The sequence below is a fragment of the Streptomyces sp. NPDC088554 genome (genome assembly GCF_044752945.1).
Lineage (GTDB): Bacteria > Actinomycetota > Actinomycetes > Streptomycetales > Streptomycetaceae > Streptomyces.
On sequence record NZ_JBIVMF010000005.1, the window covers coordinates 291860 to 309948 of the forward strand.

At 71.4% G+C, this 18089-nt stretch carries 12 protein-coding genes and 2 pseudogenes; 12 read left to right on the forward strand and 2 right to left on the reverse strand.

Annotated elements, in window-relative coordinates; genetic code table 11:
* Positions 1 to 602 precede the first annotated feature (602 nt).
* The 3 genes from ACIP8W_RS08830 to ACIP8W_RS08840 all read left to right on the forward strand — a co-directional run bounded on the left by ACIP8W_RS08830 (position 603) and on the right by ACIP8W_RS08840 (position 6429).
* A complete protein-coding gene (locus ACIP8W_RS08830; protein WP_014046372.1) occupies positions 603 to 866 on the forward strand; it encodes a WhiB family transcriptional regulator in 264 nt (87 codons plus the stop codon).
* 311 nt (positions 867 to 1177) lie between these two features.
* Positions 1178 to 4876 (forward strand): glycosyltransferase family 2 protein, encoded by a 3699-nt coding sequence (locus ACIP8W_RS08835; protein WP_402202449.1) that lies wholly within the window; start codon positions 1178 to 1180, stop codon positions 4874 to 4876.
* Complete coding sequence (locus ACIP8W_RS08840) at positions 4873 to 6429, forward strand: DUF5719 family protein (RefSeq protein ID WP_401951362.1); 1557 nt, start codon at positions 4873 to 4875, stop codon at positions 6427 to 6429. Before ACIP8W_RS08835 ends, ACIP8W_RS08840 begins: the two co-directional genes overlap by 4 nt.
* A gap of 28 nt (positions 6430 to 6457) precedes the next feature.
* Here ACIP8W_RS08840 and ACIP8W_RS08845 read toward each other — a convergent pair whose 3' ends face one another.
* Positions 6458 to 6886, reverse strand: a complete 429-nt coding sequence (locus ACIP8W_RS08845) for a metallopeptidase family protein (protein WP_401952114.1) — start codon at positions 6884 to 6886, stop codon at positions 6458 to 6460.
* A 275-nt stretch (positions 6887 to 7161) separates the two neighbouring features.
* Between ACIP8W_RS08845 and ACIP8W_RS08850 the strand changes: the two genes are divergently transcribed.
* From ACIP8W_RS08850 to ACIP8W_RS08885, 8 genes are all read left to right on the forward strand, one after another.
* Entirely contained in the window at positions 7162 to 7587 is a 426-nt protein-coding gene (locus ACIP8W_RS08850) for a DUF3499 domain-containing protein (protein ID WP_401951360.1), read from the forward strand.
* A gap of 261 nt (positions 7588 to 7848) precedes the next feature.
* Entirely contained in the window at positions 7849 to 9207 is a 1359-nt protein-coding gene (locus ACIP8W_RS08855) for a phosphomannomutase/phosphoglucomutase (protein WP_402202452.1), read from the forward strand.
* A gap of 132 nt (positions 9208 to 9339) precedes the next feature.
* The gene (locus tag ACIP8W_RS08860; protein ID WP_401951354.1) at positions 9340 to 9522 is read left to right on the forward strand and encodes a Trm112 family protein; all 183 of its coding nucleotides are present in this window, start codon (positions 9340 to 9342) and stop codon (positions 9520 to 9522) included.
* A 75-nt stretch (positions 9523 to 9597) separates the two neighbouring features.
* A complete protein-coding gene (locus tag ACIP8W_RS08865) occupies positions 9598 to 10797 on the forward strand; it encodes an SIS domain-containing protein (RefSeq protein WP_402151246.1) in 1200 nt (399 codons plus the stop codon).
* Between the two features lie 182 nt (positions 10798 to 10979).
* Positions 10980 to 12143 (forward strand): mannose-6-phosphate isomerase, class I, encoded by a 1164-nt coding sequence (gene manA / locus ACIP8W_RS08870; protein WP_401951348.1) that lies wholly within the window; start codon positions 10980 to 10982, stop codon positions 12141 to 12143.
* Positions 12144 to 12230: 87 nt separating this feature from the next.
* The gene (locus ACIP8W_RS08875) at positions 12231 to 13178 is read left to right on the forward strand and encodes a cation diffusion facilitator family transporter (protein WP_401951345.1); all 948 of its coding nucleotides are present in this window, start codon (positions 12231 to 12233) and stop codon (positions 13176 to 13178) included.
* Between the two features lie 222 nt (positions 13179 to 13400).
* Complete coding sequence (gene ahcY / locus ACIP8W_RS08880) at positions 13401 to 14858, forward strand: adenosylhomocysteinase (protein WP_401951342.1); 1458 nt, start codon at positions 13401 to 13403, stop codon at positions 14856 to 14858.
* Positions 14859 to 15007: 149 nt separating this feature from the next.
* Positions 15008 to 15622 carry a hypothetical protein gene (locus ACIP8W_RS08885; RefSeq protein WP_401952111.1) on the forward strand — a complete coding sequence of 205 codons (615 nt, stop codon included), beginning with the start codon at positions 15008 to 15010 and terminating at the stop codon, positions 15620 to 15622.
* A gap of 11 nt (positions 15623 to 15633) precedes the next feature.
* Here ACIP8W_RS08885 and ACIP8W_RS08890 read toward each other — a convergent pair.
* A pseudogene (locus tag ACIP8W_RS08890) lies at positions 15634 to 16550 on the reverse strand (RDD family protein).
* Positions 16551 to 16668: 118 nt separating this feature from the next.
* Between ACIP8W_RS08890 and ACIP8W_RS08895 the strand changes: the two are divergent.
* Positions 16669 to 17681 (forward strand): annotated as a pseudogene (locus ACIP8W_RS08895) (stage II sporulation protein M).
* Positions 17682 to 18089 lie beyond the last annotated feature (408 nt).

Consider the following 18089-nt stretch of genomic DNA (forward strand, 5'->3'; position numbering starts at 1 on the left):
GAGGCGCCCGGAAGGCGTACGCGAAGCGCGGGGAGGGAGAACCGGCGGCCGGGAACGACCGCAGCTGGTGCCCGTGGCGGCTAGGCCGGGGGCATCAACAGCTGGAACAGCAACAGCGGGCCTGGACAGCGCTGCGGAACCCACGGGCGTGGGTCGCGGTCTGCGAGGGGTTCGCTGGCATGGAACCAAGGTTGCGAATCCATTCCCGGTTGTCAACTCGATGACCGATTTGGCCCCAATGTTTCACCGCATCCGGTTAATCCTCTGAGCTGGAGGTTTGCATGCCGGAGGGTGCGGACACATGGGGCAGCGACTGTGATCCGGATCGCTTCTCCGGTCGGATCCGCGACATGCTCGCGTTTCGCGACGTCTCTCATGTCGTGAGGAAGGGGGATGCGGTCAGGCCAGTGGCATGTGTCAGGTTTTTGGTGATTTGAACACTATTCGCATAGCCTTGGTTCCAGAGAGTGAATACCGGGCCCAATAGCAGATCTCGGCTTGACCGACCCAGAGCACGGACTTGTAATTTCACTCGTGTCGTTCGGCCGACTCGACAACGGCCATACCCACGGGGATGCAATAGAGACAGACGAGGGGCGCACATGACCGAGCTGTTCCAACAACTGCTGGTCGAGGACGCGGACGAAGAACTCGGCTGGCAGGAGCGCGCGTTGTGCGCCCAGACCGACCCCGAGTCCTTCTTCCCCGAGAAGGGCGGCTCCACCCGCGAGGCCAAGAAGGTCTGCCTCGCCTGCGAAGTCCGTTCCGAATGCCTTGAGTATGCCCTCGCCAACGACGAGAGATTCGGTATCTGGGGCGGTTTGTCCGAGCGTGAGCGGCGGCGGCTGAAGAAGGCCGCGATCTGATTGCTCGCCATCCGCCCGTGAACGCCGATGACCGGTTTCCCGACGTACGGTGACCGTCCCGGTCCCACGGCCCGCAGTCCGCACCTCACCGCGGACGGCGGGCCGTTCTGTTTCCCGTACGGCTTTCCGGCGGCTTCCCCACCGCTTCCCCACCGCTTTCCCGGCCGCCCTCCCGTGCCGGGCCGGGGCGTGTCCGGGATCATCGGGCGCACGGCGCCCGGCTCTTATTCCCAGCCGTTAGTGTGGGGCCCCGTCCGAGACGCCCAACGCCCCTTCGGGGCGACCCCCCGGCCGGAGGGCCCGCCACCCCAATGTCCCCCACCACAGCCGCGTTCGTTCCCGCCACCACCACCGCCCCCGAGTTCCCCCGGCACGTCGTGACCGCGGTACTCGTCTCCCACGACGGCGCGCGCTGGCTGCCCGACGTCCTCGCCGGACTGCTGGGCCAGGAACGCCCCGTACAGAACGTCATGGCCGCCGACACCGGCAGCGCGGACGACTCGGCCCAGCTGCTCGCCGAGTCGCTCGGCGACGAACGCGTCCTGCATCTCGCGCGCCGCTCCGGCTTCGGCGCGGCGGTCGATGAGGCGGCCCGGCTCGCCGGCGCGCCCACCCCCGACGACCTGCCATACCTCAAGCGGCCCGGTGGCTGGGACCCGGTGACCCGGACCTGGCAGGACGAGAACTACGACCTGCCGGAACTGCCCCACGGCGAACCGGTGCAGTGGCTCTGGCTCCTCCACGACGACTGCGCGCCGGAACCCGACGCCCTCGCCGAACTGCTGCGCGTCGCCGACTCCGACACGTACGCCGTCGTCATCGGCCCCAAACTCCGCAGCTGGTACGACCGTAAGCAGCTCCTCGAAGTCGGCGTCTCCATCGCCAACAGCGGACGCCGCTGGACCGGCCTCGACCGGCGCGAACAGGACCAGGGCCAGCACGACCAGGTCCGTACCGTCCTCTCCGTCTCCAGCGCCGGCATGCTCATCCGCCGCGACGTCTGGGACGAACTCGGCGGCTTCGACCGCGACCTCCCCCTGATGCGCGACGACGTCGATTTCTGCTGGCGGGTCCATGCCGCGGGCCACCGGGTGCTCGTCGCCCCCGACGCCGTCCTGCGGCACGCCGAGGCGTCCGCCCGCGAACGCCGTACGGTCGACTGCGCGGGCCGCTCCGTCGTCAACCCGCACCGGGTCGACAAGGCGGGCGCCGTCTACACGATGCTCGCCAACGCGCGGGCCGCCGTCATCCCGTACGTACTGTTCCGGATCGTCGTCGGCACCCTGCTGCGCACCCTCGCCTATCTGGTCGGCAAGGCGCCCGTCCAGGCCATCGACGAGGTCATGGGGCTCTTCGGCACCCTGCTCAGACCGGGCCGGATCCTCGCCGCCCGCAAACAGCGCGGCAAGGGCGTCGTCGAGGCCGCCGAACTGCGCCCGCTCTTCCCGCCGCCCGGCGCGACGATCCGGGTCACCGTCGAGCAGATCGCCGCCAGTATCGGCGGCGACTCCGACACCGCCGACGCGGGCGGCTCACGGCACGGCGCCGTCGAGTCGGGACCGGGCGGCGACGACGCGGACTACATGGAGGTCGAGCAGTTCGCCCGGCTGAAGAAGCTCGCGCGCAAGCCGGGCCCCGTCCTCTTCGCCCTCCTGCTGCTCGTCTCGCTCGTCGCCTGCCGGGGGCTCTTCGGCGGCGGCGCGCTCGCGGGTGGCGCCCTGCTCCCCGCGCCCGCCGACGTCTCCGGCCTCTGGTCCCGGTACGCCGACGGCTGGCAGCCGGTCGGCACGGGCCTCACCGTGACCGCGCCCCCCTATCTCGCCCTGCTGGCGGCCCTCTCCGGGCTCCTCCTCGGCTCCACCGGCCTCGCGCTCACCGTGCTGCTCGTCTGCTCGGTGCCGCTCGCCGGGGTCACCGCCTATTTCGCCTCGCGCGACCTGGTCCCCTCCCGGCTGCTGCGGGCCTGGGCGAGCGTCGCGTACGCCTTCCTGCCCGCCGCGACCGGCGCGCTGGCCACCGGGCGGCTCGGCACGGCCGTCCTCGCCGTCCTGCTGCCGTTGATGGCCCGCGCAGCCGTCCTCGCGTACGGGCTGCGCGGCGGATCGCGCGGCGAGCCGCGCGGCAGCTGGCGCGCCACCTGGGCCTACGCCTTCCTGCTGACCTTCGCGATGGCCTTCACACCGATCGTCTGGCCGCTGGCGCTGCTGCTCGGCCTCGGCGCCCTGGCCCTGCGCCGACACGACCTCACGGCGTACGGACCGCGCTTCCTCGCCGCGCTCGGCACCCCGCTCCTGCTGCTGGCCCCCTGGTCGCTCTCGCTGCTGACCAGCCCCGCCGCCTTCTTCCGCGAAGCGGGACTGGAGTTCGGTACGGGATCGGCGACCGCCCTCGACCTGCTCGGCATCAGCCCCGGCGGGCCCAAGGCGGCCGGTGGCGTCCTGATGCTTGGCATCGTGCTGGCCGCGCTGGCGGGCACGCTCCGCGCCGAGCGGCAGTTCGCGATCCGTACGGCCTGGACCGTCGCGGTCGTCGCGCTGGTCTTCGCCGTACTCTCCAACAACTCCGGCTGGGCCGGACCCGCCACGCTGCTCTACGGGCTCGCGCTGATCGCCGCCGCCGTCCTCGGCGCGGACGGCGCGCGGATCCGGGTCGCGACCCGGAGCTTCGGCTGGCGCCAGCCCGTCGCCGTACTCATCGCCGCCGCCGCGGGACTCGGCCCGGCGCTCGCCGCGATCGGCTGGATGATCGGCGGCGCGGCGGGCCCGCTGGAGCGCCGCGACCCGGTGCAGGTCCCGGCGTTCGTCGCCGAGGAGAGCATCACCCGCGACCAGCCGCGCACCCTGGTCCTCGGCGGCACCTCGTCGGCCGAGGTCTCGTACTCCCTGGTCAGGGGCTCGGGCGCGCGGCTCGGTGACGCCGAGCTGACCGCGTCGGGCGGCGGTGACGCCCGGCTCGACAAGGTCGTCGCCAACCTGGTCGCGGGCTCCGGCGCCGACCAGACCGACCAGCTCAGCGGCTTCGCGATCCGTTACGTCCTGGTACGGGACGGGGTGCCGCGCCAGACCGGCCGCGTCCTCGACGCGACCCCGGGGCTGACCCGGCTGAGCCAGCTCGACGGCAGCGCGCTGTGGCGTGTGGACCGGCAGATCTCGCGGGCCATCATCGTCGACGGCAAGGGCGACGGCGAGCCGCTGGCCGTCGCGTCCGAACCGGTCGAGGCGCACACCACGATCCCGTCGGGCGCCGCCGGACGGGTGCTGCGGATCGCGGACCGGGCCGCCGAGGGCTGGCGGGCCACGCTCGACGGCGAGGAGCTGACGAAGAAGACCGTCGACGGCTGGGCCCAGGGCTTCGAACTGCCCGCCGAGGGCGGCCGGCTCGACCTCGCGTACGAGGACCCGTTCACGCACACCGCGTGGATCTGGACCAAGAGCGCGCTCGCCGTCGTCCTGCTGGTGCTCGCCCTGCCGGGGCGCCGCCGGGAGATCGACGACGACCTGCCCGCCGAGGTGGCCGCGCTCCCGGAGCAGTCCGCGTCGGGCGAGGGCCGCAGGGCGCGCAGGCTGCGCGCGGCGACGGAGCCCGCGGCCGTACCGGAGGCTCCGGCGGTACCGGAGCCCGCGGCCGCACCCGAACCCGTACCGCAGCAGGCCGCCGTACCGGAGCAGGCCGCGTACGGCGAGTGGGACGGCGCCGCCTACGCGCAGTCCCAGCCTCCGTACGGGAACGAGCCGCGGCAGTCCCCCCAGCCTTCGTACGGGAACGAGCCGCAGCAGCCGTCGCGGCAGCCTCAGCAGTACGGCGACGGCCAGTACCAGCAGCCGTACCAGCCGGACGGCCCGTACCAGGACGGCCCGTACCGGGACGCCGGGTACGAGAACGGCCCGTACACCCCGTACAGCGGCTACGACCAGGCGGGGTACGACCCGTACTACGGCCGGCGGCAGCCCTACACCGACGGTACCCAGAACGACCCGCGTCAGCGCCCCGACGGGAGCAGTAACCAGTGAACCGCCCCACCCTCTCCCTCCTCGCGGCCGCCACCGCCCTCGCCGCCGTCACCGGATTCGCCTCGCTGACCGCGCCGGCCTCCGGCGACGAGGCAGCGGCGCGCACCCCCGCGCGGCTGCCCGTGGAACGTACCAGCACGCTCTGCCCGGCGCCGAGCGTCTCGGAGATCGCGGAGACGACGTACACCTCCATCACGCCCAAGGGGAAGGGCGGCGCGGACCGTGAGGCCGGGGCCGACGAGCCGGGCTCGGCGGAGCTGAAGACCTCCACCGTCACGCTGGCCGCCGACGACAGCGAGGCGGGCGGCGACGGGAAGAACGGCGGGACGGGGAAGGACTCCGCGCAGGGCAAGCCGTTCCTCTCCACGGCGGAGCCGGGCAGGCCCGTGACCGCCGAGGTGAGCGGCGCCGAGTCGCCCGCGCTCGTCGGCACCGCCACCGGCCGGCTCGCCCCCGGCTGGACGACCCAGCAGACCACCACGGTGAGCGTCGGCGACGCCCGGGGACTGCTCGGGATGACCTGCACCGCACCCGACACCGACTTCTGGTTCCCCGGCGCCAGCACCGAGAGATCGCGCCAGGACTACGTCCACCTCACCAACCCCGACGACACCGTCGCCGTCGTGGACATCGAGCTGTACGGCAAGGACGGCGCGATCAAGTCCGACGCGGGCGAGGGCATTCCGGTCCCGGCCCGGTCGAGCGTTCCCGTCCTGCTGTCCACGCTGACCACCGAGGACACCCCCAATGTGACCGTCCACGTCAGCACCCGCGCGGGCCGGGTCGGCGCCGTGGTCGGCGCCGCGGACAACGCGGGCGGCAGCGACTGGCTGCCCGCCGCGGCCGACCCGGCGAGCAGGCTGGTGCTGCCCGGCATCCCGGCGGACGCGACCGACGCCCGGCTGGTGGTGTTCGCGACCGGCGGCAACGACGCGGACCTCAAGGTGCAGCTGGCGGGCGCCGACGGCACCTTCACCCCGGCCGGGGCCGAGAGCCTGCACGTCAAGTCGGAGATGACCGGCGCCCTCGAACTGGGCGACATCACCAAGGGCGAGGGCGGCTCGCTGATCCTGAGCCCCTCCGACGGAAGCCGCGGGGCCCCGGTGGTCGCCGCGCTGCGGGTCGTCCGGGGCAAGGGGGAGAACCGGGAGATCGCCTTCATCCCGGCGACCGGCGCGATCGAGTCCAGGGCGACCGTCGCCGACAACCGCGCCAAGGGGTCGACGCTCTATCTGACGGCGCCGGGCGCGACCGCGAAGGTCAAGGTCACGGCCTCGGCGGGCAGCGGGGGCGGCGAGGCGACGGAGAAGGTCTACACCGTCAAGGGCGGTACGACCCTGACGGAGACCCCGCCCGTACCGAACGGCCTGAAAGGTTCGTACGCGCTGACGGTGGAGCCGCAGTCGGGCGGCCCGGTCCACGCGGCCCGCATGCTGGCCCTGCCCGAGGACGGCGTCCAGATGTTCACGGTCCAGACGTTCCCGGACGACCGGGGGACGGTCTCCGTACCGGAGGCCAAGGAGGACCTGACGATCCTGGTCGACGGGAAGTAGCCCCGGCCGGCCTGCCCCCGGTCCGGGCTCAGTCCTGCCCGTACCGGGGGTCGACCGACTCGGGTGACAGCCCGAGCAGCTCGGCGACCTGCTCGACCACGACCTCGTGCACCAGCAGCGCCCGCTCGTCGCGGTTCTTGCTGCGGATCTCCACCGGGCGCCGGTAGACGAGGATCCGCGCGGGGTGGCCCTTGGTCGCGGGGGCGGAGCTGCCGAGCGGCACGGTGTCGTCGAGCGTGGCGGGCACGTCCAGGACCAGGAAGTCGACCTCGGCCAGCTGCGGCCAGCGCCGCTCCAGCCGGTCCACGGAATCCCGTACGAGATCGCGGAAGGACTCCGAGCGGCTGGTCGCGAGAGGCACCTGGGGCGGGGCCACGGGCCCGCGCATACCGCGCCCGTGGCGGTCACGGCGGCGCGGTCCCGGGCCGGTCGGGCGGGGCGGTACAGGACTGTCCATCACTGACGCAGGGTAGCCCTCCCCGTGATTCCGTCATGGCGGCTCCGGTCTCCCCTCGGGCGGCATGTCGCGTATTGAGCATTCCGGCCAAGCTTGGGCTCGATTCCGTACATCTGCCTGATCATCGGGCATGACATAATTTATGGGTTTGCCCCAAGTGGTAACCATGTAACGGGGTGTCGTCTCCCCGTCGCACCTCTCCCCGCGCAGGTCGGGTCAGTTGATTCCGGCCAAGTTGTGCGGGATATCACGCCGCGACACGGGCGGGTGACCTGGTGGTGAGTCGTCGCGGCCCGCTCAAGAGTGCGGTACCGTCCAACATCGTGAGCCCTGTACGTCGCTGTTCGCGCACCGCGTGCGGCCGCCCTGCTGTCGCGACACTGACGTACGTCTATGCCGACTCGACCGCGGTCCTCGGCCCGCTCGCCACCTACGCCGAGCCCCACTGCTACGACCTGTGTGCGGAACACAGCGAGCGGCTGACCGCTCCGCGCGGCTGGGAGGTCGTCCGTCTGACGGACGGCTCGGCCCCCGCGCGCCCGAGCAGTGATGATCTTGAGGCTCTCGCCAACGCCGTACGGGAAGCGGCCCGCCCACAGGAGCGCGCCGCAGGGGCCGGCGGCAAGGGCGCGCGGGGGGCGGATCCGGTGGAGGTCGGGCGCCGGGGCCATCTGCGGGTCCTGCGCTCCCCGGAGTCCTGAACCGCCACTCTGCTCTGCTCGGAAGCTCCTTCTGCTCGGAAGCTTCTTTCTGCTTCGACGACCGGCCGGTGCCGACCCCCGACGCGCAGTCCGCGAGTACGGGCCCGGCCGCCGTTTCCCGGGAACGGCGGCCCAGTTCGCGCGTACCGCCGACGACCCCGGCCGGGTTCCCGTGGACCCCGCCCGGTCCCGTACGGGATCATCGAGGCGTCCACGGGTACTTTGACGGGTCCGTGGGGAAACCGCTCTGGAGGGTCGGCCGTGACGGATTTGTCGCAGATCGTAAAGGCGTACGACGTGCGCGGGGTCTACCCCGACCAACTGGACGACCGGCTCGCGGAGCTGTTCGGCGCGGCCTTCGCCGAGGTCACCGCGGCGGACGCGATCGTCGTCGGCCACGACATGCGCCCCTCCTCGCCGGGGCTGACGGCGGCCTTCGCCCGGGGCGCCGTCTCGCGCGGGACCGACACCACGATCATCGGACTCTGCTCCACCGACCAGCTGTACTACGCGTCGGGGGCGCTGGACGTCCCCGGCGCGATGTTCACCGCGTCCCACAACCCGGCCCAGTACAACGGCATCAAGATGTGCCGGGCCGGCGCCGCCCCGGTCGGCCAGGACACCGGCCTGGCCGACATCCGCGCCCTGGTCGAACAGTGGCTGGCCCACGGCACCCCGCCGCCCGCCGCCCGCCCCGGCACCCTCGCCCGCCGCGACACCCTCGACGACTACGCCGCGTATCTCCTCTCCCTGGTCGGTCTCTCCGGGATCCGCCCGCTCAAGGTTGTCGTGGACGCGGGCAACGGCATGGGCGGCCACACCGTTCCGACCGTCCTCGCCGGACTCCCGCTCGACGTCGTACCGATGTACTTCGAGCTGGACGGCACCTTCCCCAACCACGAGGCCAACCCCCTCGACCCGAAGAACCTCGTCGACCTCCAGGCCCGCGTCCTGGCCGAGGGCGCCGACCTCGGCCTGGCCTTCGACGGCGACGCCGACCGCTGCTTCGTCGTGGACGAACGCGGCGAGGGCGTCTCCCCGTCGGCGATCACCGCGCTGGTCGCCGCGCGCGAACTCGCCAAACACCCGGGCGCCACGGTCATCCACAACCTGATCACCTCCTGGTCGGTCCCCGAAGTCGTCAGGGAACACGGCGGCATCCCCGTCCGCACCCGGGTCGGCCACTCCTTCATCAAGCAGGAAATGGCCACCACCGGCGCCGTCTTCGGCGGCGAGCACTCCGCCCACTACTACTTCCGCGACTTCTGGAACGCCGACACCGGCATGCTCGCCGCGCTCCACGTCCTCTCCGCGCTCGGCGGACAGGAAGGCACCCTCTCCGCACTGGTCTCCTCGTACGACCGCTATGCCGCCTCCGGCGAGATCAACTCCACCGTCGACGACCAGAAGGCCCGCACCGCCGCCGTCCGCGCGGCATACGCGACCCAGGCCGGCGTCACCTTCGACGAACTCGACGGCCTGACCGTGATCTCCGCCGACTGGTGGTTCAACCTCCGCCCCTCCAACACCGAACCGCTGCTGCGCCTGAACGTCGAAGCGCGCGACGAAGCGACGATGCGCGAGATCAGGGACACCGCCCTGGCCCTGATCCGCGGCTGACCCGCGCGGGGGTACGTACCGACGCGGCCCGCGCGCTCCCGTACCCCCACCGCGCAGGCGTCCCCGCACCCCCGGCCCGACGGCGGTACGCTGACGTGGCTCTATCCACCTGCTCGAAGGGACACCGCCCCCATGCCGCTCGAAGCCGGCCTTCTGGAGATCCTCGCCTGCCCGGCCTGCCACGCGCCGCTCAGCGACCGCACCGCAGCCGAAACTCCCGAGCTGATCTGCACCGGTAAGGACTGCGGTCTGGCCTATCCGGTACGGGACGACATCCCGGTCCTCCTCGTGGACGAAGCCCGCCGCCCCGGCTGAGCGACGCCGCCCCGCACCACCGCCCACCCGCACGCGCCCCGCACCCGCGCCCCGGCGATTCGGAGGCTCCTCCCCATGCTCGACGACTCGCTGCTCGACCTTCCCGACGCGCTCGCCCGTGCCGACCGCCACGGTCTGCTGCGCGGCGCCGCCGAGGCCGGAGCCCGGGTGCGCACCGCGCTGCGGCACGCCACGGAGGCGGGGGTCACCGAGCTGAGCCCGGAGGGCCGCCCCCGCGCCGTACTGATCGCGGGGTCCGGCGCGGCGGCGACCGGCACCGCCGACCTGATCGGCGCGCTCGCGGGCGCCGCCGCCCCGGTCGTCCGGCTCACGCCCACCGGCGTTGCCCCCGCCGCGGGCGCGCTGCGCTGGACGCTGCCGGGCTGGGCGGGCCCCGTGGACCTGCTGCTGATCGCGACGACCGAGGGCAGCGAACCCGGCCTCGCGCTCCTCGCCGAACAGGCGTACCGCCGTGGCTGTACGGTCGTCGCCGTCGCCCCGGGACGCTCCCCGCTGAGCGAGGCGGTGGGCGCCGCGCGGGGCCTGCTCGTCCCCATGGCAACGGCCCCGAGCGGCCAGTACGCCCCGAACGGCCCGCAGACCCCGACCGGCGAGCGCGCCCCGAACACGGAGGGCCCGGAGGGCGAGGGGACCCTCGTGGCCGGCTCCGGCGCGCTGTGGGCGCTGCTCGTCCCGCTGCTCGTGCTCCTCGACCGCGCGGGACTGCTCACCGCCCCGGCCGAGACGCTCCAGCGTGTCGCCGACCGGCTGGACCGCACCGCCGAACGCTGCGGCCCGGCCATCGCGACCTACAGCAACCCGGCCAAGACGCTCGCCGCGGAACTCGCCGACAGCCTCCCGCTGATCTGGACCGAGGGCACGGCCGCCGCCCCGGCCGGGCGCCGTTTCGCGGCCGTCCTGGCCGAGCTGACCGGCCGCCCCGCGCTCGCCGCCGAACTCCCGGAGGCGCTCCCGGCCCACGGCGCGCTGCTCGCCGGTGACCTCGCGGGCGGCGAGAGCGACCCGGACGATTTCTTCCGCGACCGGACGGAGGACGGCCAGGCGCTGCGCGCCCGGATCGTCCTGCTCAGGGACCGCCCGGCGGGCGGACTGACCGCCGCGCCCGCCGCCCGTGAACTCGCGATCGGCCACGACACGCCGATCAGCGAACTGGAGCCCGAAGAGGGCAGCGAACTCGAAGCGCTCGCGGAACTGATCGCGGTCACCGACTTCGCCACGGTCTATCTGACGCTCGCCGGAGCCACCCCCGCATGACCCGCCACCGCTGAAGCGGACAACACGCCCCCGGCGCAAGACCCCGAGGCACACGAGGAACACCCAGCAGCGGAAGACCTCCTGGCACACGAAGAACCCCCTGCACACGAAGAACACCCGGCTCCCCACCGCGCCCCCGGCCCGCACCAGCGCCGCCCCGCCCCGTACAAGGAAGCTCATCCATGGACCGCCTCTCCAACGCCGTGCGCCCCTACGCGTGGGGCTCCACGACCGCCATCCCGGAACTGCTCGGCGCCACGCCCACGGGCGAGCCCCAGGCCGAGATGTGGATGGGCGCCCACCCCGGGGCACCGTCCCGCCTCGACCGGGGCGCCGGCGAGCAGCCGCTCTCCGAGGTCATCGCCGCCGGCCCCGAGGCGGAACTCGGCGCGGCGGCCATGGCCAAGTTCGGCCCCCGGCTGCCGTTCCTCCTCAAGATCCTCGCGGCCGGCTCCCCGCTCTCCCTCCAGGTCCACCCCGACCTCGCACAGGCGAAACAGGGATACGAGGACGAGGAGCGCCGAGGCGTCCCGGTGGACGCCCCGCACCGCAACTACAAGGACGCCAACCACAAGCCCGAGCTCATCTGCGCGCTCACCCCCTTCGACGGGCTGTGCGGCTTCCGCGCCCCGGAGGAGGCCGCCGGGCTCCTCGCCGGGCTGGGCGTCGACTCGCTCAAGCCCTACGTCGACCTCCTGCGCGCCCACCCGGAGGAGGCCGCGCTGCGCGAGGTCCTGACGGCGGTGCTCGGCGCGGACCCGGACGGGATGACCGCCACGGTCACCGAGGCCGCCGCCGCGGCGGAACGGCTCGGCGGCGCCTACGCGCCGTACGCGTCGATCGCCCGGCACTACCCCGGTGACCCCGGTGTCATCGCGGCCATGCTGCTCAACTACGTACAACTCCAGCCCGGCGAGGCGCTCTTCCTCGGCGCGGGCGTCCCGCACGCCTATCTCAGCGGGCTCGGCGTCGAGATCATGGCCAACTCGGACAACGTCCTCCGCTGCGGTCTCACCCCCAAGCACGTGGACGTACCCGAACTGCTGCGCATCGTCCGCTTCGAGGCGACGGAGCCGGGCGTCCTGCGGCCGGAGGCGTCCGCCTCCGGCGAGGAGTTGTACGACACCCCCATCGACGAGTTCCGGCTGTCGCGCTACACGCTCGCCCCGGGCGCAGAGCCCCGCGACCTCACCCTCGCCACACCGCAGATCCTGCTCTGCACGGCGGGCACGCCCCGGGCCAACCAAATGGACCTCGCCCCCGGCGGTTCGGTCTTCGTCCCGGCGGGCGAGAAGGCCGAACTGTCCGGTACGGGTACGGTCTTCCGCGCCACAGTGGTGGCCTGAGCCGGCGGTCGCGAAGGCGGCTGCAACAATGTCCCGCCGTACCGCGGCGCCAGGGCCGCAGACCAAGGAAGGGACACCCACGCACCCATGAGCGCGTCCGGCGGAACCAAGGCGATCGTGGCGGCGCTCGGCGCCAACCTCGCCATCGCGGTAGCCAAGTTCGTGGCGTTCGCATTCAGCGGATCGTCGTCGATGCTCGCGGAAGGGGTGCACTCCCTCGCCGACTCGGGCAACCAGGGGCTGCTGCTCCTCGGCGGGAAGAAGGCGAAGCGCGAGGCGACCCCGCAACACCCCTTCGGCTACGGCCGCGAGCGCTACATCTACGCCTTCCTCGTCTCGATCGTGCTCTTCTCGGTCGGCGGCATGTTCGCGATCTACGAGGGCTACGAGAAGATCAAGCACCCGCACGAGATCGAGGCCTGGTACTGGCCGGTCGGGGTGCTCGTCTTCGCGATCATCGCGGAGTCCCTCTCCTTCCGTACGGCCATCAAGGAGTCCAACGCCACGCGCGGCACGCAGTCCTGGAAGGAGTTCATCCGCCGGGCCAAGGCCCCCGAGCTGCCCGTCGTGCTCCTGGAGGACTTCGGCGCGCTGGTCGGTCTCGTACTCGCGCTCGGCGGCGTGGGTGCGGCGCTGGCCACCGGCAACGGGATCTGGGACGGCATCGGCACGCTCTGCATCGGCATCCTCCTCATCGTCATCGCGCTGGTGCTCGCGGCCGAGACGAAGTCCCTGCTCCTCGGCGAGTCCGCGGGCGCGGAGGACGTCGAGAAGATCAAGACCGCGATCGTCGACGGCGATGTCGTGACCGGCATCATCCACATGCGCACGCTTCACCTCGGCCCCGAGGAACTGCTGGTCGCCGCCAAGATCGCGGTGGAACACGACGACACGGCCGGTGAGGTCGCCCAGGCGATCAACGCAGCCGAGTCCCGGATCCGCGAGGCCGTGCCGATCGCCCGCGTGATCTACCTGGAGCCGGATATCTACAGCGCGTCCGCGGCGGCGACAGGTACAAACCCGGCCAAGGACTGACCGCTTACGGATTTGACTGTGGGCCGCCGGTCGTACCGGTGTAGATTCGTGGCCAGAGCCAGACGTCGCTGCTGATGGCGGTCGGGCGGTCCGGGTACGGACCGGCCGAGGGAGAGAGGGCCTCCGACGGGCTGCGCCGCGAGTCCCCGGGCATTCGTATGCCCGTTGCCGCAGTGTCAGTACGTATCCACCCTCGACCCCGTTTACGAGGAGCAGCTCGCTATGACGACTGTCACCAACCGACAGGACTTCAAGGTCGCCGATCTCTCGCTCGCCGAGTTCGGCCGCAAGGAGATCACTCTCGCCGAGCACGAGATGCCCGGTCTGATGTCGATCCGCAAGGAATACGCCGAGACCCAGCCGCTGGCCGGTGCCCGCGTCACCGGCTCGCTGCACATGACCGTGCAGACCGCGGTCCTCATCGAGACGCTGGTGGCCCTCGGCGCCGAGGTCCGCTGGGCGTCCTGCAACATCTTCTCCACCCAGGACCACGCCGCCGCCGCCATCGCGGTCGGCCCCACCGGCACCCCGGACAACCCGCAGGGCGTCCCGGTCTTCGCCTGGAAGGGCGAGACGCTGGAGGAGTACTGGTGGTGCACGGAACAGGCTCTGACCTGGCCCAACACCCCCACCGGCGGCCCGAACATGATTCTGGACGACGGTGGCGACGCCACCCTCCTGGTCCACAAGGGCGTCGAGTTCGAGAAGGCCGGCGCGGCCCCCGACCCGGCCACCGCGGACAGCGAGGAGTACGGCTACATCCTCCGCCTGCTGAACCGCACCCTCTCCGAGAACCCGCAGAAGTGGACCCGCCTGGCGTCCGAGATCCGCGGTGTCACGGAGGAGACCACGACCGGTGTCCACCGTCTGTACGAGATGCAGCGTGATGGTGCCCTCCTCTTCCCGGCGATCAATGTCAATGACGCCGTCACCAAGTCCAAGTTCGACAACAAGTACGGCTGCCGCCACTCCCTGATCGACGGCATCAACCGCGCCACCGACGTCCTCATCGGCGGAAAGGTCGCGGTCGTCTTCGGTTACGGGGATGTCGGCAAGGGTTGTGCGGAGTCCCTCCGCGGCCAGGGCGCCCGCGTGATCATCACGGAGATCGACCCGATCTGCGCGCTCCAGGCGGCGATGGACGGCTACCAGGTCGCGACGCTCGACGATGTCGTCGGTATCGCCGACATCTTCGTCACCACGACGGGCAACAAGGACATCATCATGGCCTCGGACATGGCCAAGATGAAGCACCAGGCGATCGTCGGCAACATCGGTCACTTCGACAACGAGATCGACATGGCCGGCCTGGCGAAGATCGACGGCGTCGTCAAGGACGAGGTCAAGCCGCAGGTCCACACCTGGACCTTCCCCGACGGGAAGGTGCTCATCGTCCTCTCCGAGGGCCGCCTGCTGAACCTGGGCAACGCGACCGGCCACCCGTCCTTCGTGATGTCCAACTCGTTCGCGGACCAGACCCTGGCCCAGATCGAGCTGTTCACCAAGCAGGAGGAGTACCCGACCGATGTCTACGTGCTCCCCAAGCACCTGGACGAGAAGGTCGCCCGCCTCCACCTCGACGCGCTCGGTGTGAGGCTCACGACGCTCCGCCCGGAGCAGGCCGCGTACATCGGTGTCGAGGTCGAGGGCCCGTACAAGCCCGACCACTACCGCTACTGATCACTCCCCGCCCCACCCAGGGGCGGTCCCCGTCCTCACCCGCGGTACAGAACAGGCCCCCGCACCCCCGTGTCGGGGGCTTGTTCCGTACGCGTGGGGGTGGCGGGAAGGTGTCAGCCGCCGAGGACCCGAAGGACCCGGAAGCCCCCATGCCCCGCGGCCGTTATTCGCTCCATGATCCGCACGATCACACCCCTCTCGGTGACGAGCACTTCCACTGCGCGCCAGGTCCGTCCGGCTGGCGCTATGTCTCCCAGACCACCACTCCCTCCGGCGACCACGCGGGCTCCGTCGATCTGGCCCTCGACGAACTCGGCCGCCCCATCCGTCTCCAACTGCACGCCGCGAGCTGGGAGATCCGTGGCGCCGCTCTCGACGGCGTCACCTGGGTCCGTACCGACCCGACCGGAACCCATGCCACGGAAGGCAATGTCCGCGCCCACGCCTTCACCGGCACCTCTCCCGCGTTTCTCGTAGCGACCGCACGGCTTCTGCGTCTCACCTCCGGTTCCCCCGCGACACGGGTACGCCTCGTGGCTTTCACGCACCCCGTACTGGCACCCCGGACCGTGGATCAGTCCTGGGCGCTGATGAACAGTGAAGCGCATGCCACTGACAACGGGCCCCTGATCGTGGACGAGTACCAGGTCAACGCCCTGGACACGGGGGAGCGGCACACGATCCACCTCGCCGGTGACGTGGTGCTCTCGGCCCCCGGCATCGAACTCGAAGACCTCGAATCCCCGCCGTCGGCCCTGTCCTGACGGAGCGCCGCCTACGCGGGCGGCGCGAACCCCGTGGCGGGCGGCGGCGATCCGGCATCCGGCGCGGTCACCGGAGCCACCGGGGAGCCGGCCGCCGGAACATCCGCCGGGCTCGCGGCGGTTACGGAACCGGCGACCGATACGGAACCGGCGACCGGGGAGGGAACGGCGACCGGGGCCGCGGGAGCCGTGAGGGTCCGCCGCGCGTCCCTGGTCTGCCGCTCGTTCATCACCGCCGCCAGATAGGCGCCCGCAGGCACCCCTGCGGCACGGGAGCCCCCGTACGGGCCGTCAGATCACCAGCGAGCTGTTCCGCCATCGCCTGGCTCACGGCCGAGTCCAGCTGTCCCATGCGCGTCAGGTATTGACGTATCGCGAGCCACAGGCCGTCCGGCACTGCGGACAGGTCCAGCTCCGCGAACCGCCCGACGAGCCAGGGCGGCGGCGCCGGGACCGTGGCCATGTTCGGCGCCGGAATCCGTTCCCGTACCACCAGAGTTCCCGCGAAGACGTCCCCGATCCGCCGCCCCCGCGCCGACACCAGCGACGCGATACAGGCGACCCCGAGGGACATCATGATCTCCACCACCGAGAGCGCCCCGCGTACGAGCGCGTGCCGGAACCGGATGGGCCCGCCGTCGTCCCGTACGACTCGCAGCCCACACGCCAGTTTCCCCAGCGAACGCCCGTGGCTGAGGGTCTCCACCACGATCGGGCCACCCACCAGCACCAGCAGGAACGTCGCGACGGACAGCGCCATGGAAGCCGCGTCGTCCAGCGAGTCAGTCGCCACGGCCAGACCGACCGACACCAGCAGATAGACCGACCAGACCATCACGAGATCGATCGCCAGCGCGAGCGCCCGACTCGGCAGCCGCGCCGGGCGCAGCCCCAGCACGACCGCGTCGCCCGTCACAAGCTCGTCCACCGGTGCCCACCTTTCGCCGATCTTCCACGCCCCGGGAAAACCTCGGTCTGCCAAGCTGGCCCAGCGCGCCGCAGTAATACGGACCGTACGCACCCAGTGCCTGGAGCAGCAGCCGGTCATGGATCTCGATGTCTTCGTGACAGCCCACCGTGCAGAGTGGGACCGCCTGGACATCTCCTGAGCCGAGGCCGTCGCCTCAGCGGCGCCGAGGCCGACGAGCTCGTCACCCTCTACCAACGCACGGCCACGCATCTCTCCCTGATCCAGTCGAGCGCTCCCGACCCCATGCTCACCACGCGCCTCACCCAGCTGGTGGCCCGTGCCCGTGCCCGCGCCACGGTCACCGGCGCCCGCCGCGCCGGCTGGCGCGACGCCGCGAGCTTCCTGACGGCGGGATTCCCCTCGGCCGTCTACCGCTCCAGGCGCTGGTGGATCCCGACCGCGCTGCTCTCCACGCTTCTCGCCGCCGTCATCGGCTGGTGGATAGGCGCCCACCCCGAGATCCAGTCCGCGATCGCCGCCCCCGAGGACCTGCGCCGGATGACGCGACCCGGCGGCGCGTACGAGACGTACTACTCAAGCCACCCGGCGGCGTCCTTCGCGGCCCAGGTCTGGACGAACAACGCCCAGGCCGCCGCCATGTGCCTGGTTCTGGGGGCCTTTCTCTGCCTCCCGGTGATCTGGATCCTCTTCGTCAACGTGCTCAACCTGGGAGTCGGCATCGGACTGATGTCATCGGCCGGCCGCCTCGACACCTTCCTCGTCCTGATCCTTCCCCACGGCCTGCTCGAACTGACCGCGGTCTTCGTCGTCGCGGGTACGGGACTGCGCCTGGGCTGGACCGTCATCGACCCGGGTCCGTACAGCCGCCGCGCAGCCCTGGCCCAACAGGGCCGCGCCGCGCTCGGAATGGCGCTCGGCCTGGCGCTGGTCCTCTTCGTCTCAGGGCTGATCGAAGGCTTCGTCACCCCGTCCGGCCTGCCCACATGGGCCCGTATCGGCATAGGGGTCGGCGCCGAGCTGACCTTCCTCACGTACGTCTACATCCTCGGCGGCCGAGCCGCCCGCGCCGGCCAGACGGGAGACCTCGAAGCCACGGACCGCAGCGCCGAACTTCCCGTCGCAGCCTGATGTGCGCTTGGCGTCCCCGACCTGTTAGTCTCCTCTTCGCCCCACAAAGACCGTTGACACGGTTGGCGTGGGGAGGTAGATTTAGACAGTTGCCTCGAAACTGGACAAGATTCGAGTGCGGTAGTTAACATCTACGGGGTTCCCAATGGAAGCCAATTTCCTGCGGAGCCCATTCGATTCGACATTCAGACAGCCAGGACCGATTCGATCGGCCCTAATGCTTCTGGTAAAGTCGATTCCAGCCGAAAGGCAAAAGGCCAATCCAAAGGCCATCGGAATTCTTGAGGCAGAACACGCCGAGTGAGTCTGGTAGAGTCGGAACCGCTGGAAAGGGAAAGCGCGAAAGCGAAGAACTGGAAAGCAAGCCCCGCTCCGACGGGGAATCGGACACGAAAGAGTCTGATAGAG